The 23815-nt window shown below is 72.3% G+C and carries 17 protein-coding genes; 7 read left to right on the top strand and 10 right to left on the bottom strand.

Going from position 1 to position 23815, the window contains the following annotated elements; all coding sequences use genetic code 11:
• The 3 genes from ACP7TJ_RS29665 to ACP7TJ_RS29655 all read right to left on the bottom strand — a co-directional run bounded on the left by ACP7TJ_RS29665 (position 1) and on the right by ACP7TJ_RS29655 (position 5685).
• The gene (locus ACP7TJ_RS29665) at positions 1 to 3687 is read right to left on the bottom strand and encodes a nitrate reductase subunit alpha (protein WP_093767450.1); all 3687 of its coding nucleotides are present in this window, start codon (positions 3685 to 3687) and stop codon (positions 1 to 3) included.
• A 189-nt stretch (positions 3688 to 3876) separates the two neighbouring features.
• Complete coding sequence (locus ACP7TJ_RS29660) at positions 3877 to 4356, bottom strand: hemerythrin domain-containing protein (RefSeq protein ID WP_093767425.1); 480 nt, start codon at positions 4354 to 4356, stop codon at positions 3877 to 3879.
• 60 nt (positions 4357 to 4416) lie between these two features.
• The gene (locus ACP7TJ_RS29655) at positions 4417 to 5685 is read right to left on the bottom strand and encodes an MFS transporter (protein ID WP_427767519.1); all 1269 of its coding nucleotides are present in this window, start codon (positions 5683 to 5685) and stop codon (positions 4417 to 4419) included.
• Positions 5686 to 6008: 323 nt separating this feature from the next.
• Here ACP7TJ_RS29655 and ACP7TJ_RS29650 point away from each other — a divergent pair, with 323 nt between their 5' ends.
• Complete coding sequence (locus ACP7TJ_RS29650) at positions 6009 to 6431, top strand: pyridoxamine 5'-phosphate oxidase family protein (protein WP_093767424.1); 423 nt, start codon at positions 6009 to 6011, stop codon at positions 6429 to 6431.
• Here the strand turns inward: ACP7TJ_RS29650 and ACP7TJ_RS29645 are convergent.
• The 4 genes from ACP7TJ_RS29645 to ACP7TJ_RS29630 are packed head-to-tail and all read right to left on the bottom strand — an operon-like array spanning position 6406 to position 11814.
• A complete protein-coding gene (locus ACP7TJ_RS29645; RefSeq protein WP_425948541.1) occupies positions 6406 to 7428 on the bottom strand; it encodes an Acg family FMN-binding oxidoreductase in 1023 nt (340 codons plus the stop codon). The genes ACP7TJ_RS29650 and ACP7TJ_RS29645 overlap by 26 nt on opposite strands.
• A gap of 32 nt (positions 7429 to 7460) precedes the next feature.
• Positions 7461 to 7907, bottom strand: a complete 447-nt coding sequence (locus ACP7TJ_RS29640; RefSeq protein WP_093767422.1) for a hypothetical protein — start codon at positions 7905 to 7907, stop codon at positions 7461 to 7463.
• Positions 7907 to 10552 (bottom strand): multicopper oxidase domain-containing protein, encoded by a 2646-nt coding sequence (locus ACP7TJ_RS29635; protein ID WP_427766649.1) that lies wholly within the window; start codon positions 10550 to 10552, stop codon positions 7907 to 7909. The genes ACP7TJ_RS29640 and ACP7TJ_RS29635 overlap by 1 nt, the downstream gene beginning before the upstream one ends.
• Positions 10549 to 11814, bottom strand: a complete 1266-nt coding sequence (locus ACP7TJ_RS29630; protein WP_266403236.1) for a TIGR04053 family radical SAM/SPASM domain-containing protein — start codon at positions 11812 to 11814, stop codon at positions 10549 to 10551. Before ACP7TJ_RS29630 ends, ACP7TJ_RS29635 begins: the two co-directional genes overlap by 4 nt.
• Before the next feature lie 678 nt (positions 11815 to 12492).
• Between ACP7TJ_RS29630 and ACP7TJ_RS29625 the strand changes: the two genes are divergently transcribed.
• The 6 genes from ACP7TJ_RS29625 (at position 12493) to ACP7TJ_RS29600 (ending at position 21417) form a co-directional block, all read left to right on the top strand.
• Positions 12493 to 16194 (top strand): nitrate reductase subunit alpha, encoded by a 3702-nt coding sequence (locus tag ACP7TJ_RS29625; protein WP_427766647.1) that lies wholly within the window; start codon positions 12493 to 12495, stop codon positions 16192 to 16194.
• A gap of 1 nt (position 16195) precedes the next feature.
• A complete protein-coding gene (gene narH, locus ACP7TJ_RS29620) occupies positions 16196 to 17722 on the top strand; it encodes a nitrate reductase subunit beta (protein ID WP_427766644.1) in 1527 nt (508 codons plus the stop codon).
• On the top strand, positions 17719 to 18540 hold the full coding sequence (gene narJ, locus ACP7TJ_RS29615; protein ID WP_427766642.1) for a nitrate reductase molybdenum cofactor assembly chaperone: 822 nt from the start codon (positions 17719 to 17721) through the stop codon (positions 18538 to 18540). Before narH ends, narJ begins: the two co-directional genes overlap by 4 nt.
• On the top strand, positions 18537 to 19325 hold the full coding sequence (gene narI / locus ACP7TJ_RS29610) for a respiratory nitrate reductase subunit gamma (RefSeq protein WP_403448591.1): 789 nt from the start codon (positions 18537 to 18539) through the stop codon (positions 19323 to 19325). Before narJ ends, narI begins: the two co-directional genes overlap by 4 nt.
• On the top strand, positions 19322 to 19957 hold the full coding sequence (locus ACP7TJ_RS29605; RefSeq protein ID WP_427766639.1) for a vitamin K epoxide reductase family protein: 636 nt from the start codon (positions 19322 to 19324) through the stop codon (positions 19955 to 19957). The genes narI and ACP7TJ_RS29605 overlap by 4 nt, the downstream gene beginning before the upstream one ends.
• Before the next feature lie 245 nt (positions 19958 to 20202).
• Positions 20203 to 21417 carry a globin domain-containing protein gene (locus tag ACP7TJ_RS29600; RefSeq protein WP_401626541.1) on the top strand — a complete coding sequence of 405 codons (1215 nt, stop codon included), beginning with the start codon at positions 20203 to 20205 and terminating at the stop codon, positions 21415 to 21417.
• A 22-nt stretch (positions 21418 to 21439) separates the two neighbouring features.
• Here ACP7TJ_RS29600 and ACP7TJ_RS29595 read toward each other — a convergent pair whose 3' ends face one another.
• From ACP7TJ_RS29595 to ACP7TJ_RS29585, 3 genes are read right to left on the bottom strand one after another with little or no spacing between them, the layout of a single operon-like run.
• The gene (locus tag ACP7TJ_RS29595; protein ID WP_427766636.1) at positions 21440 to 22360 is read right to left on the bottom strand and encodes a SulP family inorganic anion transporter; all 921 of its coding nucleotides are present in this window, start codon (positions 22358 to 22360) and stop codon (positions 21440 to 21442) included.
• Positions 22270 to 23121: a SulP family inorganic anion transporter gene (locus ACP7TJ_RS29590; protein WP_427766634.1), complete on the bottom strand. Its 852-nt coding sequence runs from the start codon at positions 23119 to 23121 to the stop codon at positions 22270 to 22272. The genes ACP7TJ_RS29595 and ACP7TJ_RS29590 overlap by 91 nt, the downstream gene beginning before the upstream one ends.
• A gap of 11 nt (positions 23122 to 23132) precedes the next feature.
• Positions 23133 to 23810 (bottom strand): GAP family protein, encoded by a 678-nt coding sequence (locus ACP7TJ_RS29585; RefSeq protein ID WP_266550923.1) that lies wholly within the window; start codon positions 23808 to 23810, stop codon positions 23133 to 23135.
• Positions 23811 to 23815: the final 5 nt, after the last annotated feature.

Here is a 23815-nt window from a genome sequence, read left to right as displayed (position 1 = left end):
TCAGTACTCCACCTCTTGGTCGGCGCGGCGGCGGATGACCGTGACCTCGTCGCGCTGGTTTCCGGTCGGGCCGAGGTAGTTGAAGGCGTAGGAGAGCTGGGCGTAGCCGCCGATGAGGTGGCTGGGTTTGATCAGCAGGCGGGTGAGGGAGTTGTGGATGCCGCCGCGCCTACCGGTGGTCTCGGTGCGGGGGACGTCGATGAGGCGGTCCTGGGCGTGGTGCATGTAGACGGTGCCCTCGGGCATGCGGTGCGAGACGACCGCGCGGGCGGCGACGACGCCGTTGCGGTTGACGGCCTCGATCCAGTCGTTGTCCCGCACGCCGATCTTCGCCGCGTCCTGCGTGCTCATCCAGATGGACGGGCCGCCCCGGGACAGGGACAGCATGAAGAGGTTGTCCTGGTACTCGGAGTGGATGGACCACTTGTTGTGCGGGGTCAGGTACCGCACGGTCACGCCCAGTTCGCCCGTGTCCCCGACCTGTGGCTCGTCGAACAGGGCGTGCATGTTCAATGGCGGCCGGTAGACGGGCAGTTGCTCACCGAGGGCGGTCATCCAGTCGTGGTCGAGATAGAAGTGCTGGCGGCCGGTGAGGGTGTGCCAGGGCTTGAGCCGCTCGACGTTGACGGTGAACGGGGAGTAGCGGCGGCCACCGGTCTCCGAACCGGACCACTCCGGTGAGGTGATGACGGGCACCGGGGCGGCCTGGGTGTCGGCGAAGGTGATCTGCTTGCCCTCGTGCTCGGCTGCCAGGTCCGCCAGCCGGGTGCCGGTGCGGGCTTCGAGGGTGTGGAAGCCCTGGGTGGCCAGATGTCCGTTGGTGGTACCGGACAGGGCGAGGATCGCCTCACAGGCGTGCACGTCGCGGGCAATGGAGGGCCGTCCGTCGGCCGCGCCGCCGCGCACGGTGCCGTTCTTGTGCCGCAGGTACTCCAGTTCGCGGTCGACCTTGAAGGTGACGCCCTTGGTGGTCGCGCCCAGGCTGTCCAGCAGCGGGCCGAGGGCGCCCATCTTGTCGGCGACGGCCGCGTAGTCGCGTTCCACCGTCACGAGCTTCGGCATGGTGCGTCCGGGGACCGGCTCGCACTCCCCCGCCTTCCAGTCGCGTACACGGCCGTGCGGGGTGGCCATCTCGTCGGGGGTGTCGTGCTGCAGCGCGGCGGCGACCACGTCCTTGCGGACGCCCAGGTGATCGGCGGCCTGACGGCTGAACTCCTTCGCGATGGTGTGGAAGGCGTCCCAGTCGGTGCGGGTCTGCCACGGTGGGGCGATCGCCGGGTTGAAGGCGTGCACGAAGGGGTGCATGTCCGTGCTGGACAGGTCGTGCTTCTCGTACCAGGTCGCGGCGGGCAGGACGACGTCGGAGAAGACGGTCGTGCTGGTCATCCGGAAGTCCAGGGTGAGCAGCAGGTCGAGCTTGCCCTCGGGGGCCTCCTCCCGCCACACGACGTCCCGGGGACGGGCGTCCGGCGGCGCCTCGGCCGCCCGGACCGAGTGGTCGGTGCCGAGCAGGTGTTTGAGGAAGTACTCGTTGCCCTTGGCCGACGAGCCCAGCAGGTTGGCACGCCAGATGGTCAGCACCCGGGGGAAGTTCTCCGGCGCGTCCGGGTCCTCACCCGCGAACCGCAGCCGTCCGGCCTTCAGTTCGCCGACGATGTGCTCGGCGACCGGACGGCCCGTGGCATCGGCCTCGTCGGCGAGATCCAGCGGGTTGCGGTCGAAGGTCGGGTAGGACGGCATCCAGCCCATCCGCGCGGACTGCGCGATGACGTCCGCGGTGGACTTCCCCGCGAACGGGCCGCCCGCGCCGGCCGCCGCGAGGGTGTCCGCGGAGAACGGGTCGTAGCGGAACTGGTCGCTGTGCAGGTACCAATAGGCGGTCTGGATCATCTGCCGGGCGGGCCGGTTCCAGTCGGAGGCCGTGGCGATCGCCGAGTAGCCGGTGATCGGGCGGACCTTCTCCTGGCCGACGTAGTGGGCCCAGCCGCCGCCGTTGACGCCCTGGCAGCCGGTCAGGGTGGTCAGGGTCAGGAAGGCACGGTAGATGGTGTCGGAGTGGAACCAGTGGTTCGTCCCCGCCCCCATGATGATCATCGAACGTCCGCCGGACTCCTCCGCGTTGGCCGCGAACTCCCGCGCGATCCTGGTCGCCTTCTCCGCGGCGACCCCGGTGATCGCCGCCTGCCAGGCAGGGGTGTACGGCGCGTCCGCGTCCTCGTACGACGCCGGCCACTCCCCCGGCAGCCCCGCGCGGCCCACCCCGTACTGGGCCAGCAGCAGGTCGTACACCGTGGTCACCAGCCGCCCGCCGACGCGACGCACGGGAACCCCGCGCCGCAGCTGCCCGGCACTGCCGTCGGGGACGTCGAAACGGGGCAGTTCGACGACGGCCGGTGCCTCGTCGGCGCCTTCGGCGGACAGAAGAGGGTCGACGGCGCCGAGATCCAGGTTCCACTTCCCGGCGCCGCCCTCGCCGTAGCGGTCGCCGAGCGTGCCGTTCGGCACCACCGGCTGCCCGGTGGCCGCGTCCAGCAGCACGGTGCGGAACTCCGCGTTCTCGGCCGTCGCGTGCTCGCCGCCCAGGTCGGCGGCGGTGAGGAACTTGCCCGCACGGTAGGTGCCCGGCGTGTCGTCCCTCTCGTCGAGGGCCACCAGGAACGGCAGGTCGGTGTACTTCTTGACGTAGTCGGTGAAGTACGGCGTGACCCGGTCGACGAAGAACTCCTTGAGGATCACGTGGCCCATGGCCATGGCGAGGGCCCCGTCGGTGCCGGGCTGCGCGGCGAGCCACTCGTCGGCGAACTTCACGTTGTCGGCGTAGTCGGGCGACACGGCGACGACCTTCTGGCCGCGGTAGCGGGCCTCCGCCATCCAGTGCGCGTCCGGGGTCCGGGTCACCGGCAGGTTCGAGCCCCACATGATCAGATACCCGGCGTCCCACCAGTCTCCGGACTCCGGTACGTCGGTCTGGTCGCCGAAGACCTGCGGGGAGGCGACCGGCAGGTCCGCGTACCAGTCGTAGAACGACAGCATCGCTCCGCCGAGCAGGGAGTAGAAGCGCGCCCCGGCGGCGTGCGAGACCATCGACATCGCCGGGATGGGGGAGAACCCGGCCAGCCGGTCCGGCCCGTACTCCTTGATCGTGTGCACATGCGCGGCGGCGATCATCTCGACCGCCTCGTCCCAGCTCGCCCGTACCAGACCGCCCTTGCCGCGCGCCCGCTTGTAGCGGCGCGCCTTCGCGGGGTCGGAGACGATGTCCGCCCAGGCCGCCACCGGGTCGCCGAGGCGGGCCTTGGCCTCGCGGTACATCTGCAGCAGCACGCCCCGCACATACGGGTAGCGCACCCGGGTCGGCGAGTACGTGTACCAGGAGAAGGCCGCCCCGCGCGGGCAGCCCCGGGGCTCGTACTCGGGGCGGTCCGGGCCGACCGAGGGGTAGTCGGTCTGCTGTGCCTCCCAGGTGATGATGCCGTCCTTGACGTACACCTTCCAGGAGCAGGAGCCGGTGCAGTTCACGCCGTGGGTCGAGCGCACCACCTTGTCGTGCGACCAGCGGTCCCGGTAGAACTCGTCCGCCTGTCTGCCGCCCTTGCGGTGCAGGGTGCGCAGGTCGTCGGAGACCTCCGCCCGTCGGCTGAAGAACCGGCGTGAGCGCACCAGCGCCTCCGCCAGATCGCTGTCCATGCCCGTCCGCGTCTGCTCCGGGCTGGTCTCCGCGCTCACCGTGACACTCCGCTCCGGGCGCCCTCGCCCGTTCGAATCGTGATCGGTTACGGCCGATGACGACTCTACGACCGCTGTCCCCCGGAAGGTCAACAGCCACTCCCGAAACACGACGACACAGGGCTCACGTGGGTTGCCCCCAGGATGGCGTCAGGGTGCGGCCGGCCGGGCCAGGCTGCTGCCCGCCTCGGCGCGCACGGCCTCGACCGCTTCCCACTCCTCGGTGCTGAGATGCGCGAGCGCCGCCGGGAAGACGCCGTCCTGTTCCTTGAGGATGTGATCGCGCAGCATGGCCATCGCCTCCACGAGCCGGTCCGGCCACGTCGGGTCGGCGGGCGTCACTCCGTCGGCGGCCTCGGCCAGCACCGCCTCGATGCGGCGGTGCTCGGCCTCCAGGGCGGCGATCTGGTCCGGGAAGTCTCCGGCCATCGCGGGGAACAGACCGTGCTCCTCCACCTGTGTGTGAGGACCGAGCACGGCCGCGATCCCGCGGGCGTGCTGCGCCATCCCGGCCACGTCCCCGGCCCGCTGGGCGAGGCGAAGATGGCTGATCAGGCGGACGACCTCGTCGTGCTCGCGGGTCAGCTCCTCGATCGACGCCAGCGACTGACATCCGCAGTACTCACACACCGGTCTTCTCCCTGCTTCTCGTTGTTCTCGGCGTCCTTCGCTCCTCTTCGTCCGGTCCGCCTAGGCGGCGGTGCCGGCGCTGGTGCGGGGCCGGCGGCCGGCGCGCGGCTCGCGCCCGCCGGCCTCGGCCGAGGCGCGCACACCGGTGAGGGTGTAGGCGAGCGCAGCGGCCGCCACGATCGCCAGCAGGACCAGTCCGGCCGCGTACGTGCCGTACGCGCCGTACAGCGAGCCCATCACCAGCGGCGGCAGGAAGCCGCCCAGGCCGCCCGCTGCGCCGACCACACCCGTGACCGAGCCCACCTGCTCGGCCGGGGTCCGCAGCGACACCAGGGTGAAGGTCGCCCCGCTGCCCGCGCCGAGCGCGGCGGCCATGGCCAGGAAGGCGAGGGTGCCCACCGGCGCCAGGGCCGGAGTGAAGGACTGCACGACCGCTCCGGCCACGACCACGGCCAGCGAGCCGGCCAGCACCCGGACCGGGCCCAGCCGGTCGGACAGCCAGCCGCCCATCGGGCGCATCGCCACCGCGAGGAGGACGAACCCGGCCATCCGGTTCGCCGCGTCGGCCTGGGTGAGGCCGTAGCCGGTCTTGAGGTAGGTGGGCAGGTAGACGGAGAACGCCACGTAACCGCCGAACGCCACCGCGTAGAGCGCGGACGCCTGCCAGGTGATGGGGAGCTTGGTGGTGGCGGCCAGCCGGCGGGCCAGCGGCTCGGTCGGCACGGTGCGGCCGGGCGCGTCGCGCAGCAGAGTTGCGGCGGCCACCGCGTACACGGCGAGGACCGCGGCGGTGATCAGGAACGCGGTGGACATGCTGTAGGCGTCGACCAGCTTCACGGTGGTCAGGGCGCTGATGGCGGTGCCGCCCATGCCGGCGCCGAAGACGCCGATGGCGAGTCCCCGCCGCTGGGGCGGGAACCAGGCGTTGACGAGCGGCACGCCGACGGCGAACGCGGTACCGCCGATGCCGAGGAAGAACCCGCCGATCAGCAGGGCGCCGAGGGAGGAGTGTCCGGCCAGGCCGAGGTAGAGCACCGGCACGACGGTGGCCGCCGACACGATCGGGAACATCACCCGGCCGCCGAACCGGTCGGTCAGCGCGCCGACCGGGATCCGGCCCAGGGAGCCGACCACGACCGGCACCGCCACCAGCAGCGACTGCTCGAACGAGGACAGGTCGAGCCCGTCCTTGAACCGGGGGCCGAGGGGGCTGAGCAGCGCCCACGCCCAGAAGTTCACGGCGAAACCAACGGTGGCCAGTGCCAGCATCAGCCATGCCCGGCCGGACACCGCCCCGTCTGACGGTGAGCTGCCGCTCTTCGACCTCATCGGCTGGACCATGTTGTCCGTCCTTTTCCTCTTCGGGGTGACTGCACCACCGGGATCGCACACGCCCGCAGGCCCTTTGCCTGCGGAACGGCGTCCCGGAACCACTCTCCGCACCAGGGATCCACGGCGGCATGGGCCATCCGTCCCTGCCGGCGGACCGACGGCCCCCGGGGCCGGACCCGGACGTCCCGCCGCACGGCCCCCTGTACCGTGTTGCCCGCACGGCTCCGACGAAGCATGGGCTGCGACCGGTCGGCCGCACGCCCCTGCGGTAGGGCCGGTCGGCCCTACCTCCGCAGGGCGACGGCGGGGACGATGGGCTGATGTCCCAGAACGACGCCTTTCGCGCAATCGACCGGCAGGACTGCCTGCGCCTGCTCGCCAAGGTGCCGGTCGGCCGCGTGGTCTACACCCGGCACGCGCTGCCCGCGGTCCTGCCCATCAACTTCTCCCTCGACACGGACTCCTCCGTGCTGCTGCGCACCTCACCGGACTCCGACCTCGTCCGCGCCATCGACGGCGTCGTGGTCGCCTTCGAAGCGGACGAGTTCGACGCCGCGACCCGGTCCGGCTGGAGCGTCGTCGTCACCGGACGGGCCACCGTCGTGACCGATCCGGCCGAGCACGACCGGCTCCGGGAGACCGGGCCCACGTCGTGGATGCCCCAGCGGGAGACGGTGTTCGTCCGGATCGCATCGGAGATGGTCACCGGACGCGAACTCAGGGGGACACCCGGTCCGTTGTGATGTGCGGCCCGGCTCCGGCAGCAGCGGAGAGCCCCGGCGCTCGCGGTGTGACGGCCCCGTCCGGGCCGTAGCCGAAGCGGATCAGCACGTGCGGGTGGCACCGCTTGTGTCGCGGGAGGGCGGTCGCGGCCCGCAGGTCGGGCCATTCCATGGCCTGGTGCAGGAGTGAGGTGCGCAGACCGTGGGCGGTTGCGGTGAGGAGGACGTACTGCAGGGCCTGGCCCGCCCTCAGCCAGTCCTCCCGCCGGTCGTGTGCCGTCCACAGCAGACCGAGCTGGACATGGCGTTCGAACCACAGGGCCGGCCGGCGGACGGCGCGGAGGGGGCCGGTGAAGTCCCGCATCGGCATCCGCCCGGCCGCGTCCGGCGGACCGAGGGCCGTGACGGGGATGCCGTAGGAGGAGTCCCTTCCTGGCGCGGTGATCCAGGTGAGGGTTTCGGCGGTGCGGTCCCGGTGGGTGTGGTTGCGTGCCTCGGCGGCGGCAGTGGGGCGCAGCAGCCGCCGTGTTCCGGCGATGTCCGGTACGTGCAGGCGGGCGCCGGCGGCGTGGGCCGCCGCCGTCATCTCCGCCACGATCGGCTCGGGCACCGGGCGGCCGGTGAACGGCATCCGGCTCGTGTGCCGCCGCGCGATGGCTTCGTAGAGACCGGGGTCCGCCGGCTGGTCCTCCGCGTCCACGGAACCGGTGAGTCGTACGGTGGCCAGCAGGCCGGGCTCGTACGGGTCCGGCAGCAGCCTCACCTCCGGTCGCCGGCCGAGGTGGAGGGCGGCGAGGCGGAGGTTGAAGACCGCGGCGCCCACGGACAGGTACTGGGCGCGGTGCAGGGGATCGGTCAGCGGGAGTGTGCGCTGCGGCGCGGAACGGACCTCCAGCACCTGGTGGTGGACGTCGAGACCGAAGCGCCAGGGCTGTGTGTTGTGGATCGACGGTGCTGCCACGGCGGCCGCCAGGAGCGATTCCACGGTGGCTGCGTCAAGTGCGTCTCGGGTGCGCATGCTGCCTCCTTCTTCTTCTTCGTGGCCGCGGCTCATGTGGCGGGCAGGGCGGTGGCGAGCAGGACGACGCCGAGTGAGCCGACAAGGGAGACGACCGCCAGGGACCTGGCAAGCTCGGCGCGGCCCTTCGCGTGCGCGATGCCGTGTCCGGCCGCGGCGAGCATCACCACCGCGAACAGGGCGAGTTTGGCGGCCAGGGTGCGGCCGTAGCCGGGTTCGGCGAGCGAGGCCCAGGTGACTCCCCGGTGCCAGGCCATCGCCCAGCCGGTGGCCAGTTGCACGGGCAGGAACACCGCCCCGGTGAGCATCCCGAACCGGCGGCCCGCCGCGGCGGTGAAGCGGTCCTTGGCCTCCGGGCCGAGCAGACGGCGGGCCAGCGGCAGGATCACCAGGGTGAGGGCCAGCTGGCCGCCGACCCACAGGGCGGCGCCGGCCACGTGCGCGAAACGCACCAGGGACCACCAGCCGACGGTGTCCATCACCTGCTCACCTCCACCGTTCCGTGCGCGCCGGCCTCGGCGTGACGCATGTCGTGGTCGACGAACGGGTAGTGGCCGGCTTCGGGGAACGTCGTCTCGGCGAAGCCGCCCTGCGCCGGGGCCAGGTCCAGCACCTGTGCGCCGCCCGCGTCGCCGGGCTTCAGCGTGTAGGCGCCTTCCTTGTACACGGTGTCGAAGACGGTGCCGACGACGTGGAAGGCGACGCCGTCGCTCGGCCCGGCCGCGATCACCCAGAACCGGGCCCGCTCGCCCGCCTTCACCGTGAGCGGCTCCTTCGCGTACTGGGCCGCGATGCCGTTGAACACCCAGGCGTCCGGGGTGTTCTGACGCATCTTCGTCACCTGGGCCGTGCTGCCGGGTGTGCCGAGGTACAGCTCGGAGGAGACCAGCACGTACTCGTGGTCGGCCTTCGCCAGGCCCGGCGGGTCGATGATCACGGCGCCGTACATGCCGTTTCCCATGTGCTGGAGCATCGGCGCGGTGCTGCAGTGGTACAGCCATGCTCCGGCCTTCTCGGCGCGGAACCGGTAGACCAGCCGCTCCCCCGGGTCGAGGGTGCGCATGGGCTTGTCGGGGGCGAGGGCGCCGGCGTGGAAATCGATGCCGTGGCCCATGCCGGTGTCGTCGTTGACCAGGGTGATCTCGAAGACGTCGCCCACCTTGCCGCGCAGGGTGGGGCCGGGTGCGCTGCCGCCGAAGGTCCACATCTGCTGTTTCACGCCCGGGGCGACCTCCACCGTCGTGTGGGCGGCGTGCAGTTCGGTCCTGTGGACCGTGCCGCCCGGCGCGGGGGCGAGGCCGGCGTCGCGTGAATGCCAGGTGTCGGAGAAGTCGGCGGTGAGATCCAGCCCGTCCGGGGTGGCGGCGGCCGAGTGCCCGCCGTGACCGTCCGCGTGTCCGGCCGTGGCGTCCTTCGCGGTGCCCTTCACGACGATGTCCATGGTCATCCCGGCGGCCCGGTGTCCGGGCAGGGTGCACCACGCCTCGCGGTCCCCGGTGATGGTTCCCAGGTCGAGGGTGTGGCTGTCGCCCGTGCCGAGCATCGGAGTGGACGGGCCGGACTCGACTTTGAGGTCGTGACGCCGGGCGTCGGCGTTGGTGACCTTCAGCCGCAGCGCCGTTCCCTCGGTGACCTCGATCCGGCCCGGACGGATGCGCAGGTCGGCGAGGGTCACCTCGACCGTGCGGTGCGCGGCCGCGGCCCCGCTTCCCGCCGCGGAGGCGACGGCCGGGTCGCCGGTGTCGCCCCCGCTGTTGGCCACGAGCACGGCCAGCACGGTCAGGACGACGCCCGCGGCCGTGCCCCACAGCGCGGGGCGCCCGGACGCACCGGCGGTCCCCGCTTCCTGGGACGCCTTACGGCCACCGCGGACGAGTGCCGGCACCGCGAGGGTGAGGAACGCGGCCCCGGCCAGCGCGGCCAGCAGTGTGCCGGTCGTGGCGGCGGGGCCGGGCAGCGGGAGCGCGACGAGCGCCGCACCGGTGTTGAGGGTCGCCAGCCGCGGCAGCCAGCCCCGTTCGAGCAGCGCCCGTACGGCGGCCCGGTCTTCGGGGCCGCTGCTGAGGACGACCGGGAGCAGATAGGTGAGGGCGCCGATGAGGACCTGGGCGACGAAGCCGATGAGCAGCACCGGCAGCAGCGCGTCGATCTCGGCCTGTGCTTCCGCGAGCGGCCGGGCGGCGAGCCATGCCAGGTCGGCCGCCGCGGCGATCAGCAGCCAGCAGGTGCCCGTGGCGAGCATCCAGGCCGCTGCCGCGGAGACGGGACGGCTGCCGCGTACGGTACGGACGAGCAGGTGGACGGCGAGGGCCGCGCCCGCCACGTAGAGGGCGAGGCCCGCCGCGGCGGGCCGGCGCCAGCCGAGGACCAGAGCGGCGGCCGCGACCAGGAGTCCGCTGCCGGTGAGCCACAGCACCCATCGGGACACCTTGGCGGTGCGGTCCCTCATCCGTACGCCCAGCACGGTCGGCCACAGCATGAACAGCGTGCCCAGGACGGGCAGACCGATCCAGCCGAGCAACGTGACGTGGATGTGCGCCAGGCGCAGTCCCGCGTACCGGTCGGGCCCGCCGGCCCCGCCGCCCGACAGCATCCAGCCCAGGACGGCGCCGGCGATCAGGGCAGCGGTGGCCGCCCGGTAGTAGGAGACGATCGGCTTGAGCCGTCCGCCGAGCGCGCCCCGCCCCAGGCGGACCAGCATCATCAGGTGCGCGCCGGCCGCGGCCACCAGCAACGCGGCGGAGACGGCGGTCAGCACGGGAGTGGCGGTCCACACACCGGTGATCAGCCCGGCCACGGCGAGGTTGGCCGTCGCGAGCCGGGCGGTGCTCCAGCGCTCGTCGGGGATCTTCGCGTGCAGCAGTGCGACGGCGAAATGCTCGCTCCACACCAGGACGGCGGTGGTGACGGCACCGAGCAGGAACAGGTGCACGGACGTCCAGCGGGCCACCGGCACGGTCTCCTGCGCCGCGGCCGCGAGCAGGGCCAGGGCCAGCCACGCCACGACCAGGACGTGGGCGCGCAGATGCCGGGACTTCACTCCGGACGCTCCGAACCTGCTGGGGTACCTGGCCGGCCCGCTCGCGTCGCCTGTCCCGGTGGGCCCGCCGGCGATGGTGGTCATGCCGCTCCTCGGTGCTGGTCCGGACCCGCGTCGCCGTCCTCGTGCGGGGTGTTCCTGCTGTCGGCGGCATCGGGCAGCAGCGCGGCCAGCTCCGCTTGGTGGGGGAAGGATCCGGGGACGTATCCGCACCACGGTTCCTCGGCGTACGGGTCACCGGTGACGCCGTAGGCGCGCGATCGCGAGCCGCCGCAGACACGGCGGAACTCGCACGCTCCGCACCGCCCGCCCAGCCGGTCGGCGTCCCGCAGTCCGGTGAACAGCTCGGAGGTGCGGTAGATCTCCGGGAGCGGTGTCTCGCGGACGCTTCCGGCGCCGAGCGGCAGGAAGCCGCTGGGGTGCACGGTGCCGGTGTGGGAGATGAAGACGAAGCCGCGGCCCGCGTTGACGTCCAGGGGCGGGCGTCGCGTCCGGCGCGCTGCGGCGTCCAGGCCCAGCTCGGCGGCCCGCTCGCGCAACTCCCGGTACAGCGGCCCGAGTCCGAGCACCGCCACATGGTCGTCGCCGGTGGCGGCGAGGACCCGTCGCTGCAGGGCGACGCGGCGGAAGTGGTGGGCCTCGGTGGTCTTGGCGGGCACGGTCAGGCCGACGTCGTGGACGAAGTTGAGCACGTCCTCCGTCTCCGCCGGGGTGAGTGCGCCGAGGGTGCGGCCACGGCCGGTGGGCACCAGGAAGAAGGCGCTCCACAGCATCGCGCCGTGCTCGGCGACCAGACGGACGATGTCGGGGAGGTCGTGCAGGTTGTGCCGGGCGACCGTGGTGTTGATCTGTACTTTCATGCCGAGGGCGCGTGCGGTGTCCCAGGCGTCAAGGGTCCAGCGGAACACCCCGGGCACACCGCGGAAGGTGTCGTGGAGGTCGGCGGTGGAGCCGTCCAGGCTCAGTGAGAGGCCGACCGCGCCGGCCGCGTGCAGCTCCCGCAGCCGCTCGGGGGTGAGCGTCGGCGTGCCGGAGGGTGACACCGCGACACGGACGCCGATCTCCCGTCCGTGCACGATGAGTTCGGTCAGGTCGGGGCGCTGGAACGGGTCGCCGCCGGTGATCACGAACAGCGGCGCGGGCCGGCCGAAGGAGGCCACCTGGTCCAGCAGGTCCTTCGCGGCAGCGGTGTCCAGCTCGCGCGGGTCGCGGTCGGGCACGGCCTCGGCGCGGCAGTGCAGGCAGGCCAGCGGGCAGGCCCGGGTGGACTCCCAGATCACGATGAAGGGCCGCTCCCCCGCGTCGTGCCGCTGCCGTCGGACGGGCTGCTGGGCGGTGGCGTTCATCGCGCGGTCCTTCCCAGCGCCCGGGGGCTGTGTCCGGCCGCCCTGGAGTCAGGGCAGACGAGGCGGGCGGCCGGACGGTGACCGGGCCGGACCGTGCGCGGCGCCCACCGCGAGGGACAGCGGTGGAATCGGCATCGAGGGCGGTCGATGTGGTCGTGCACGGCGTTACCTCCGGATCGGTCGCCGTCAGCATCCACCGGCGGCGGCGGTCCGCGCGGCCGCCGATGGTCTTGTCGAACAGGGCCGTTGGTCCCTCTGCGCGGCAGGCGCGGAGGGCCGGACGGACCGTCGGAGAGGCGACGGCGCGGGTGGGGTCCCCTGTGGCGGCCTGGCACCCGGAGGAGACGGAGTTTCCGGTCCCGTCCGCGCGCACCGCCGCAGGTCGAGGGCGGTGCGGCAAGCGGGGTGTCAGGGCGTCCGCGGTGGTCGCCAGGACGGGCTCCCAGGCCGGTCGGTGCGGCGTCGAGGCCCGGGTCGGCGGTGACTGAGCCGCAGCCGCCAGGCTTCGGGGCCGCGTTCGAGGCACTCCACGGCGAAGGCTCCCGGGTTGCCCTGTGCCGGAACCCGCCACCGGGACCTTGGGCCCTCATGCGACCTGCGGGACCGGGCCGGAAGGCCGTCCGGCAGGGACCGCCGGCCCAGGCGGGACGCGGGGTGCGCCGCCTAGCGTTCTCGGCCATGGAGAACGATCAGAACGCACGGCGTGAGCCGCTGCGCGCCGGTGAAAGCTGGCCGCTGGCCGCCCGCAGGCTGCTCACCCGCCGCGAGGTGTCCGCCGACGGGCGCGCCGTGTTCGGCACGGGCGATCCCTCGTGGGAGGGCTTCTACCGCGACCGGTGGTCGCACGACAAGGTGGTGCGCTCCACGCACGGGGTGAACTGCACGGGCTCGTGCTCGTGGATGGTGTACGTCAAGGACGGCATCATCACCTGGGAGCACCAGGCCACCGACTACCCGTCGATCGGCACGGACTGCCCCGAGTACGAGCCGCGCGGCTGCCCCCGCGGGGCGTCGTTCTCCTGGTACACCTACTCCCCCAGCCGGGTCCGCTACCCGTATGTGCGCGGCGCGCTGCTGAAGCTGTGGCGGGAGGCCCGCAAGCGGCTGGGCGACCCGGTGGCCGCGTGGGCCGAGATCACGTCCGACCCGGCGAAGGCGCGGGCGTACAAGCGGGCTCGCGGCAAGGGCGGTCTGGTGCGCGCCGACTGGGACGAGGTGAGCGAGCTGATCGCCGCCGCCCAGGTGCACACGGTCAAGGAGTACGGACCGGACCGGGTCGCGGGTTTCTCGCCCATCCCGGCGATGTCGATGGCGTCCTTCGCGGCCGGCGCGCGGTTCCACTCGCTGATCGGCGGCACCCTGCTGTCGTTCTACGACTGGTACGCCGACCTGCCGATCGCCTCGCCGCAGGTCTTCGGCGACCAGACGGACGTGCCGGAGGCGGCCGACTGGTGGAACGCCGGCTATCTGATCATGTGGGGCTCCAACATCCCCGTGACCCGTACGCCGGACGCGCACTTCCTGACCGAGACCCGTTACAACGGCACCAAGGTCGTCGCGGTCAGCCCGGACTACGCCGACAACGTCAAGCACGCCGACGAGTGGCTCGCCCCGCATCCCGGCACCGACGGGGCGCTGGCGATGGCCATGGGGCACGTGATCCTGCGCGAGTTCCTCGTCGACCGCGAAGTCCCCTACTTCCAGGACTATCTGCGCACGTTCACCGACGCGCCGTTCCTGGTGACCCTGCGCGAGCACGACCGGGGACTCGTTCCCGACGGGTTCCTGACCGCCGCCGACCTCGGCCTGGACGGCGAGGAGAACGCGGAGTCCAAGACCGTCCTCCTGGACCGGGCCACGGGCGAGCCCGTGGTCCCCGGCGGCTCGCTCGGCTTCCGGTGGGGGGAGGCCGGGCGAGGCCGCTGGAACCTCGAGCTGGGTGACACGGTGCCCGAGTTGAGCCTTCTGGAGCGTGCGGAGGACACGGCCGAGGTCGCGCTGCCCCGCTTCGACGAGGGAACCACCGAGGGCGGTTCGTTCATGGTCCGGGGCGTCCCGGTCCGCCGGATCGGCGGACGGCTCGTCACCACCGTCTTCGACCTGATGCTGGCCCAGTACGGCGTGCACCGCCCGGGCCTCCCGGGAAGCTGGCCGTCGTCGTACGAGGACGCCTCCGAGCCGTACACCCCTGCCTGGCAGGAGACGATCACCTCCGTGCCGGCCGGGCAGGCGGCCCGGATCGCCCGGGAGTTCGCCCGCAACGCCGAGCGCACCCAGGGCCGTTCGATGATCGCGCTGGGCGCCGGCACCAACCACTGGTTCCACTCGGACACCATCTACCGGGCCTTCCTGGCGCTGACGACCATGACCGGCTGCCAGGGCGTCAACGGCGGGGGCTGGGCGCACTACGTCGGGCAGGAGAAGGTCCGCCCGGTCACCGGGCAGCAGCATCTGTCCTTCGCCTTCGACTGGCAGCGGCCCACCCGGCACATGGCGGGCACCTCGTACTGGTATCTGAACTCCGACCAGTGGCGCTACGAGGCGTTCGGGCCCGACGAGCTGGCCTCCCCGCTCGGCGACGGCCGGTTCAAGGGCAAGGCGTTCGCGGACTGCCTGGCGCAGGCCGTGCGGCTGGGCTGGACTCCCGGTCACCCCGGCTTCAACCGCAATCCCCTGGACCTGACCGACGAAGCGGCCGCCGCCGGGCGTCCGGTCGCCGAGCACATCGTGGACGAGCTGAAGTCCGGGCGGCTGCGGTTCGCCGCCGAAGACCCCGACGCCCCGGCCAATTTCCCGCGCGTGCTGACCGTGTGGCGGGCGAACCTGCTGGGTTCGTCGGGCAAGGGCAACGAGTACTTCCTGCGTCATCTGCTGGGCACCGACGCGGCAGTCCGCTCCGAGGAGACCCCGGCCGAGCTCCGGCCGAAGGACGTGGTGTGGCGGGACGAGGCGCCCGAGGGCAAGCTCGACCTGCTGGTCACCATGGACTTCCGGATGACCTCCACCAGCCTCCTCTCCGACGTCGTCCTGCCGGCCGCGACCTGGTACGAGAAGGACGACCTGTCCTCCACGGACATGCATCCCTTCGTGCACGCCTTCACCCCGGCCATCGCCCCGCCCTGGCAGGCCCGCACCGACTACGACACGTTCCTGACCATGGCCGACCGGTTCAGCGAGCTGGCGGCCGAGCACCTGGGCACCCGTACCGACGTCCTGACGGTTCCGCTGCTGCACGACACCCCCGACGAACTCGCCCAGCCGGGCGGGGTGGTGCGGGACTGGAAGACCGGCGAGTGCGAGCCGGTCCCGGGCCGGACCATGCCCAAGCTGGTCGTCGTCGAACGGGACTACGCCGCGATCGCGCAGAAGATGCGCGCCGTCGGCCCGCTGCTGGACACCCTGGGCACCACCACCAAGGGCATCACCGTCCACCCCGACCAGGAGATCGAGGAGCTGCGGCACCGCAACGGCACCGTCCGGGACGGGGTCGCCGCCGGACGGCCCTCGCTCGCCACCGCCTCCGACATGTGCGAGGCGATCCTCGCCCTGTCCGGCACCACCAACGGACGCCTGGCCACCGAGGGCTTCCGGGCGATGGAGCGGCAGACCGGCAGCGAGGGGCTCGTCGGGCTCGCCTCCGAGCGGGAGGCCGAGCGGATCACCTTCGCCGACACCCGCACCCAGCCCCGCTCCGTGATGACGTCCTACGAGTGGTCGGGCTCGGAGACGGGTGGCCGCCGCTACTCCCCGTTCGTCATCAACACCGAGCACAAGAAGCCCTGGCACACCCTCACCGGCCGCCAGCACTTCTTCGTCCAGCATGACTGGATCACCGAGCTGGGCGAGCAACTGCCGGTCTACCGACCTCCGTTGAACACGCCCAGGCACTACGGGGACGAGCAGCTGCGGGAGGACGGCCGGGCGGAGGTGACGGTCCGCTATCTGACCCCGCACTCGAAGTGGTCCATCCACTCGAACTACCAGGACAACAAATACATGCTCGACCTGTCCCGCGGCGGACCCACGATCTGGATGTCCTCGGAGGACGCCGAGAAGATCGGCGTGAAGGACAACGAGTGGATCGAGGCGTACAACCGCAACGGCGTCGTCGCCGCCCGGGCCGTGGTTACCCACCGCATGCCCGAGGGGACCGTGTACATGTACCACGCCCAGGACCGCAACGTGAACGTGCCCAGGACCGAGGTCACCGGCAAGCGCGGCGGCATCCACAACTCCCTCACCCGGCTGCTCCTCAAGCCGACCCATCTCGCGGGCGGCTACGCCCAGTTCACCTACGCCTTCAACTACTACGGCCCTACCGGCAACCAGCGCGACGAGGTCACCGTCATCCGCCGCCGCAGCCAGCAAGTGGAGTACTGACATGCGTGTGATGGCCCAAGTGGCGATGGTGATGAACCTCGACAAGTGCATCGGCTGCCACACCTGCTCGGTCACCTGCAAGCAGACGTGGACCAACCGCACCGGCGTCGAGTACGCCTGGTTCAACAACGTCGAGACCAAGCCCGGTGTCGGTTACCCGCGCCGCTACGAGGACCAGGAGCACTGGAAGGGCGGCTGGATGCTCGACCGGCGCGGCCGGCTCGTCCTGCGCTCCGGCGGCCGGATCAAGCGACTCCTCTCCCTCTTCTCCAACCCCGACCTGCCGTCCATCGAGGACTACTACGAGCCGGTCACCTACGACTACGACAACCTGGTCAGCGCCCCGGCCCAGAAGGACATCCCCGTCGCCCGCCCCCGCTCCGTCCTCACCGGCGAGCCCACCGCCATCACCTGGGGCGCCAACTGGGAGGACGGCCTCGGCGGCGCACCCGAGAACGCCGGCGCCGACCCGAACCTCAGCGGTGAGTGGGCCCAGAAGGTCAAGTTCGAGTTCGAGCAGACCTTCCTCTTCCACCTGCCCCGCCTGTGCGAGCACTGCCTCAACCCCGCCTGTGTGTCGGCCTGTCCCTCGGGCGCGATGTACAAGCGGGTCGAGGACGGCATCGTCCTCGTCGACCAGGACAAGTGCCGCGGCTGGCGCATGTGCGTCACGGCCTGCCCGTACAAGAAGGTGTACGTCAACCACGCCACCGGCAAGGCCGAGAAGTGCACCTTCTGCTTCCCGCGCATCGAGGCCGGTCAGCCCACCGTCTGTTCCGAGACCTGCGTCGGACGGCTGCGCTACCTCGGTCTGCTCCTCTACGACGCCGACCGCGTCGGCGAGGCCGCCGCCACCGCCGACGAGAAGGACCTCCTCGACGCCCAGCGTGGCGTCTTCCTCGACCCGAACGACCCGGACGTGCGGGCGGCGGCCCGGGAGTCGGGCATCCCGGAGGACTGGCTGGACGCAGCCCGCCGCTCCCCCGTGTACGACCTGGTCATGCGGTACAAGGTCGCGCTGCCCCTGCACCCGGAGTACCGCACCCTACCGATGGTCTGGTACGTCCCTCCGCTCTCGCCCGTCCTGGACGCCGTCGACGCGGCGGGCGGCGACCAGGACGACCCCGACCACGTCTTCGCCGCCGTCACCCGGTTGCGCATCCCGCTGGAGTACCTGGCGGAACTGTTCACCGCCGGCGACGCCGAGGTGGTCGCCGGGGTGCTGATGAAGCTCACCGCGCTGCGCTCGTACATGCGCGAGCGCACCCTCGGCGAGGACGGCGACGAGTCCGTGCTCAAGGCCGTCGGGCTCACCGTGCGCGAGGCGGAGGACATGCACCGGCTCCTCGCCGTCGCCAAGTACGAGGACCGCTACGTCGTCCCCGCCGCCCACAAGGAGGACGCCGCCGCGCTCACCGCGACGGAGAACCGCTGCCCGGTCGAGACGTCCGGTGACCCCGAACCCCGCACGATCATGCTGGGCATCCCCACCCTGCGCCGCGACACCACTCCCGGAGGCCGAGCGTGAACCCGCTGCCCTCCCCCAGAGCCGAACGCCTGGGGGGACCCCCGTCGATTCCCGCCCTCGTCCGCACCAGGGTCCGGGCCGCCGTACGCCGCCCCGCCCGGCTCACCCCCGAGGAGACGGCGGGCCGAGCGCTGGTCCTACGGCTCGTGTCGCTGCTCCTGCAATACCCCGACTCCGAACTGATCTCGGCGCGGGCGGAGTTGGCCGCCGTCGTGGAGACCCTGCCGGCCACGCCCGGGGCGGAGCACCTGGCCCGGTTCACCGACTGGTTCGCCGCGCAGGATCCCGAGGCGCTGGAGCGGCACTACGTCGAGATGTTCGACCTGCGCCGCAAGAGCAGCCTCTACCTCACCTACTACCTGCACGGCGACACCCGCCGCCGGGGCATGGCTCTTCTCACCCTCGGCCGGCGCTACCGGGCCGCCGGCTGGAACACCGAGGGCGGAGAACTGCCCGACCATCTGCCGGTCGTCCTGGAGTTCGCCGCGCTGGCCGGTCCCGGCGGCGGGGAGGCGCCCCTGCGCCAGCACCGGCGCGGTGTGGAGCTGATCCACCGGGCGCTGACGGACTCGGACTCGCCGTACCGGCACGTGCTGGCCGCGCTGCTCACCCTGCTGCCGCCCCCCACGGAGGCCGACCGCGCGGCGGTGGCCCGGCTCGTCGCGGAGGGCCCGCCCAACGAGGAGGTCGGCCTCGACCCGTACGGGACCTACGGGGAGGGGGAGTTCGCTCCTCCCGGCACCTTCGTGCCGCCGATGCCCGCCCCGCCGACCCATGTCCCGCACGCCCCGACCAGCCTGACGGAAGGCGACCGATGAACGCCGCGTTCTCCCCCCTGGCCGCCGCTGCGGCGAGCGGCGCCGATCTGCTTCTGTGGGTCGCCGTCCCCTACATCTGCCTCGCCGTGTTCGCCGTCGGGCACGTCTGGCGCTACCGGCAGGACCAGTTCGGCTGGACCACGCGCACCACCCAGCTCCTCGAACACCGCTGGCTGCGCTGGGGCAGCCCGCTGTTCCACCTCGGCGCCTTCATGGTCATCGCCGGGCACATCGTGGGGCTCGCCGTTCCCGGCTCCTGGACGGAGGCCGTCGGCATCACCGAGCACGCGTACCACACCACAGCCGTGTGGGCGGGCTCGGTGGCGGGCGTCGCCATGGTCGCGGGACTCGGCATGCTGTGCGCCCGACGGCTGCTGACCCGCCGGATCAGGCTCGGCACCGACCGCAGCGACAAGCTCCTCTTCCCGCTGCTGTCCGCCACCGTCCTGCTCGGCATCACCGCGACCGCCGCCCACAACGTGTTCGGCGCCGGATACGACTACCGCTCCACCGTCTCCGTCTGGTTCCGCGGCCTGTTCGTCCTCCAGCCGGAGCCCGAGGCGATCGCCGGGGCCCCGCTGCTGTTCCAGCTGCACGCCCTGAGCGCCTTCCTGCTCTTCGCGGCCTGGCCGTTCACCCGGCTGGTGCATGTGTGGAGCGCCCCGATCGGATACCTGGCCCGGCCGTACCTGGTCTACCGGCGGCGCACCGCACCGGCCGCGGCCCCGACAGCCTCGGGCCGGACCCGCCCGGCCACCGGCTCCGGCTCCCGGCGAGCCGCATGAGTCACGGACCCGTGCTCGCGCCGGGCACCACGAGCGTCCGGCGCCCGCAGGCGGTGGGCGCGAGCCGCCGAACGGGGTGGGTGATGGTCCTCGCCGGGACCGCCGGCTGGCTCGCCTCCTTCCAGCTCACCGTGGAGGACTGGCTGCTCCTGCGCGACCCGGACCGCCAACCGCCGTGCGACATCAGCCCCGTGGTGAGCTGCGGCAGCGTCATGTCCAGCCCTCAGGGCAGCCTGTTCGGCTTCCCCAACATGCTGCTCGGCCTGGGCGCCTTCGCCGCCGTGACCGCCCTGGGCGTCGCCGTGCTCTCGGGGGCGCGCCTGCACCGCCGGCTGTGGCTCACGCTGGACGCCGGGGCGCTGGCGGGAGTGGTGTTCGCGCACTGGCTGATCGGACAGTCGCTCTACGAACTCAACAAGCTCTGCCCCTACTGCGCCGTGGTCTGGATCGTCACCATCGCCCTGTTCTGGTACGTGACCCTGCACTGCATGGAACAGGGCGTCGTCCGCGTGCCCCGTGGCGTCCTGGAGGTCGTACGGGACACGCACTGGATGCTGCTCGGCGCCTGGTACGGGATCATCGTGCTGCTCGTCCTCACCCGGTTCCTGCCGTACTGGAGCAGCCTTCTGTAACCGCCGACGAAGACGCGGCAGTGCCGCGTCGCACAGGGCCGACAGGAGAGCGTCCCTGTGCCGAGCGGCCCCGTGACGGGACCGGGTTCCGGGGCCGACGGGCCCGAATAGGAGGGCCGTTCGGCCCCGCCTCGTCCAGCGCAGCGCATCAGGGCAGAAACGCGGCCCGGCGCCTGCTACACAGAAGATGCCGCTGATGCGATGCGGCGGCCCGTCCCCCTCTCACCCCCTGCCCGGGAGGCTCCATGCTGTCCGCAGAATCCGCCGCCGTGGTCCGTGCCACCCTGCCCGCCGTGGCCGGAGCGCTCGACGAGATCACCACACGCTTCTACGGCGCGATGTTCCGCGACCGGCCGGAGCTGCTCGACGGGATGTTCAACCGCGGCAACCAGGCCAGCGGGGCCCAGCGCCGCGCGCTGGCCGGTTCGATCGCCGGATTCGCGACCGCGCTGCTCGACGATCCGGACACCCGCCCGGACACCCTGCTGGACCGGATCGCGCACAAGCACGCCGCCGTGGGCGTCACCGACGACCAGTACACGATCGTGCACAAGTATCTGTTCGGCGCGATCGCCGAGGTCCTCGGCGACGCCGTCACCCCGGAGGTGGCGGCCGCCTGGGACGAGGTGTACTGGCTGATGGCCGGTGCGCTGATCAGCCGTGAAGCCCGGCTGTACCAGGACGCGGGCGTCGAACCCGGCCGGGTCTGGCGGCAGTGGAGCGTGGTGGAGCGCCGCACCGAGACGCCTGACGTGGTGTCCTTCGTGCTCCGTCCCGCCGACGGCCGGCCGGCGCCGGAAGCGCGCGCCGGCCAGTACGTGAGCGTGCGCGCCCTGATGCCTGACGGCATCCACCAGCTCCGCCAGTACAGCCTGTCCTCGGACCCGGGCGGGGAACTGCGGCGGATCACCGTCAAGCGGGTCGCCGGCACGGACGGCGCGCCGGACGGCGAGGTCTCCCGGCTGCTGCACGAGCGGATCCGCGAGGGCGACGAACTGACCCTGTCCGCTCCCTTCGGGGACGTCTTCCTCGATGACCCGGCCGACGCCACCACTCCGGTCGTCCTGGTCTCCGCGGGCATCGGCGGTACCCCCATGACCAGCATCCTGGCCCGTCTCGCCGCCCTCGGCTCACCCCGCCCTGTGCTGGTCCTGCACGCCGACCGCTCAGCCGCCGACCACGCCCTGCGCGGCGAGACGCGGGAACTCGTCGGGCAACTGCCGGGCGCCCGGGCGGTCTTCTGGTACGAACGGCCCGGCCCGGAGGAAGTCGACGCCCGCGAGGGTCTCATGAACCTCGACGGCATCGAACTGCCCCAGGACGCCTCGGTGTTCCTGTGCGGCCCGCTGCCCTTCATGCGCGACGTTCGCGGACAGCTGCTGCGTGCCGGGGTTCCGGCACGGCACATCCGCTACGAGGTGTTCGGCCCCGACCTGTGGCTGCCCGGCCCGGCGGACTGAACACCGCCGTGCCGGGGCGGGGTCACGTGTCGGTCCTGGCGGCCTCGACCGCCTCCCGCACGGTGGGATGGACGTGCCGCAGCTCCGCCCCGGCGTCCGCGGTGCTCAGCACGTCCCGCACCTGACCCACGTCGCGGGCCAGCAGCAGCCGGACTCCGCGGGCCTTCAGCTCTCCGGCCAGCTGGTCGAGCATGCGTACGGCGCTGACGTCGATGAAGGGGACGGTCTCCGCGTCGATCACGACCGCCGTGGCTCCGTCCCGGCCGGCGGCCTTCCCCACCGTGGACCGGATCCGCTCGGCGTTGGCGAAGTAGATGCCCCCCTCGACGCGCAGCACGACCACTCCCGGGATTCTGCGGGTGTCCCTGTGCCGGTCGAGCGCGGTGAAGTGCCCGTTCCCCGGCAGCTGCCCCAGTTCGCTGACGACCGGGCGCGAGGAGCGGTAGAGGAGCAGCAGCAGCGAGGCGCCGATGCCGATGAACAGGCCGGGCAGCGTGTCGAGGACCAGCACCCCGAGCAGCGCGGCGACGGCGGCGAGGAAGTCGGGGCGCGCGGCGACGCCGTAGTCCTGGCCGAGCCTGCGGGTGAAGACGCGGTGCAGGGCGGCCAGCGAGGCGAGGTCGACCAGTTCGACCACCGCCGCGATCACCACTGCCGCGAGCACCGCCTCGGGAAGTTTCTCGAAGAGGCCGGTGAGGAAGAGGAGCGTGATCACGGTCAGGGGGGCGACGAAGACGCCGGACAGCTGGGTCCGCGCGCCCGCCGACCAGTTGACGGCGGTCTTCGAGAGGCTGCCGTTGACGACCATGCCGCTGGACAGGCCGGCGCCGAGGCCCGCGGCGCCGAGCCCGATCAGTTCCCGGTCGGCGTCGACCTCGTAGTGGCCGCGGACGGCGTAGTTCTTCGCCGCCCCGAGTCCCTCGGCGAAGGCGACGAGCAGCACGCCGACGCTTCCGGCGGCGAGACCGCCGAATTGTCGAGCGAGACGTCGGGGAAGCCGAACGAGGGCAGCCCGGTGTCGATGTCCCCGACGACGGCGACACCGTGGCTCTCCAGATCGAAGGCCGCCGCCACCGCGATCCCCAGCGCCACGGCGATCAGCGAGCCGGGCACGACCGGGGCGGTCCGCCGCAGCACGAGGATCAGCAGCAGGCTGCCGGCACCGACCAGGACGGTGAGGCCGCTGGTCGCGCCGAGGTCGCCGGCCAGGGCCCAGATCTTCTCGAAGAAGTCCCCCGGCCCGCCCTCGACACCGAAGAGCTTCGGCAACTGGCCCGCGACGATCGTCAGTGCCAGGCCCACGATGAAGCCCTTCAGCACCGGCTCGGAGATGAAACTCGCGAGGAAGCCGAGGCGCAGCAGTCCGGCGAGGAGCGCCGCGAGGCCCACCGTGACGGCGAGGGCCGCCGTCAGCGCGGCGAAGTGGGCGCCGGAACCGTCCGCGGCGTCACCGACGATCGCCGCCGAGAGCGCCGCCGTGGCCGCCATCGGCCCGACCACCAGATGCCTGGAGCTGCCGAAGACGGCGTAGAGGATCAGCGCGGCGGGCGCCGCGTAGAGGCCGACCACGGGCGAGACGCCGGCGATCGTGGCATAGGCGAGCGCCTCGGGCACGAGGACCGCCCACACGGTCGCGCCGGCCAGCGCGTCCCGCCCCAGCCACTGCCACCGGTATCCCCGCAGGGAGGGGAACAGGCCGGGCATGCGCGCCCTCATCAGGAGGAGAGATCACTGATGGCGTTGCCCACCAGCTTCGCGGCGAAGAGCAGACAGATCACCGCCATGATCGCCGTGTTGTGCTGCTCCATCCAGAGTCTGAGGTCGTCGAGGATGTGCTTCGAGCGCTCCCTGAGGGCGAAGTAGAGCACGACCGGCGTTCCGGGCCCTAGCGCCCCGAGCACCACATAGACGGCCAGTGCCACGGCCTGTGCGCCGGCGGAGGTGTCCGTGCGCGCGATCGCCGACGCCGCGGCGATCGAGAGCAGCAGGTTCTTCGGGTTGAGGGCGGACATCGCCGTCCCCAGTGCCAGCGCCTTGACCGGGGTGAACGAGTCGACCGTCCGCATCCACTTCGGCAACGGCACCTCCTTGCCGTCGCGCGGCCGGCCGCGCCACTCCTTCACCGCCACCCACAGCAGCAGCACGCCGAGCGTCAGGTCGAGCGCGCTGACCCAGTCGGCCGGCTGCCCCTGGTCGCTCGGGCCGACGCCCCCGGAGACCAGCAGCACGATCGTGCCGACCAGGGCCAGGCCCAGGGACCAGCCCAGGAGCAGCGCCGGTCCGTTGGTGCGCGCCCTGGGGGTGGCGAGCATCAGCACCACACCGATGATCGGGAACGCGCTCAGCGCCACGGCGACGCCGTAGGACAGAATCTGACCGATCGCCTCGCCCACGGCCG

Source organism: Streptomyces sp. DSM 41931, from assembly GCF_050271085.1.
Lineage (GTDB): Bacteria > Actinomycetota > Actinomycetes > Streptomycetales > Streptomycetaceae > Streptomyces > Streptomyces albogriseolus.
The sequence above is the reverse complement of the archived record's forward strand: the minus strand, read 5'-3'. Positions and strand labels throughout refer to the sequence as shown.

What these genes read in the sequence shown, in the direction of transcription:
- ACP7TJ_RS29665 (WP_093767450.1), bottom strand. Translation starts at nt 3,687, where the DNA reads ATGGACAGCGATCTGGCGGAGGCGCTGGTGCGCTCACGCCGGTTCTTC.
- ACP7TJ_RS29655 (WP_427767519.1), bottom strand. Translation starts at nt 5,685, where the DNA reads ATGAGGTCGAAGAGCGGCAGCTCACCGTCAGACGGGGCGGTGTCCGGC.
- ACP7TJ_RS29650 (WP_093767424.1), top strand. Translation starts at nt 6,009, where the DNA reads ATGTCCCAGAACGACGCCTTTCGCGCAATCGACCGGCAGGACTGCCTG.
- ACP7TJ_RS29645 (WP_425948541.1), bottom strand. Translation starts at nt 7,428, where the DNA reads ATGCGCACCCGAGACGCACTTGACGCAGCCACCGTGGAATCGCTCCTG.
- ACP7TJ_RS29640 (WP_093767422.1), bottom strand. Translation starts at nt 7,907, where the DNA reads ATGGACACCGTCGGCTGGTGGTCCCTGGTGCGTTTCGCGCACGTGGCC.
- ACP7TJ_RS29635 (WP_427766649.1), bottom strand. Translation starts at nt 10,552, where the DNA reads ATGACCACCATCGCCGGCGGGCCCACCGGGACAGGCGACGCGAGCGGG.
- ACP7TJ_RS29630 (WP_266403236.1), bottom strand. Translation starts at nt 11,814, where the DNA reads ATGAACGCCACCGCCCAGCAGCCCGTCCGACGGCAGCGGCACGACGCG.
- ACP7TJ_RS29625 (WP_427766647.1), top strand. Translation starts at nt 12,493, where the DNA reads ATGGAGAACGATCAGAACGCACGGCGTGAGCCGCTGCGCGCCGGTGAA.
- narH (WP_427766644.1), top strand. Translation starts at nt 16,196, where the DNA reads ATGCGTGTGATGGCCCAAGTGGCGATGGTGATGAACCTCGACAAGTGC.
- narI (WP_403448591.1), top strand. Translation starts at nt 18,537, where the DNA reads ATGAACGCCGCGTTCTCCCCCCTGGCCGCCGCTGCGGCGAGCGGCGCC.
- ACP7TJ_RS29605 (WP_427766639.1), top strand. Translation starts at nt 19,322, where the DNA reads ATGAGTCACGGACCCGTGCTCGCGCCGGGCACCACGAGCGTCCGGCGC.
- ACP7TJ_RS29600 (WP_401626541.1), top strand. Translation starts at nt 20,203, where the DNA reads ATGCTGTCCGCAGAATCCGCCGCCGTGGTCCGTGCCACCCTGCCCGCC.
- ACP7TJ_RS29590 (WP_427766634.1), bottom strand. Translation starts at nt 23,121, where the DNA reads ATGCCCGGCCTGTTCCCCTCCCTGCGGGGATACCGGTGGCAGTGGCTG.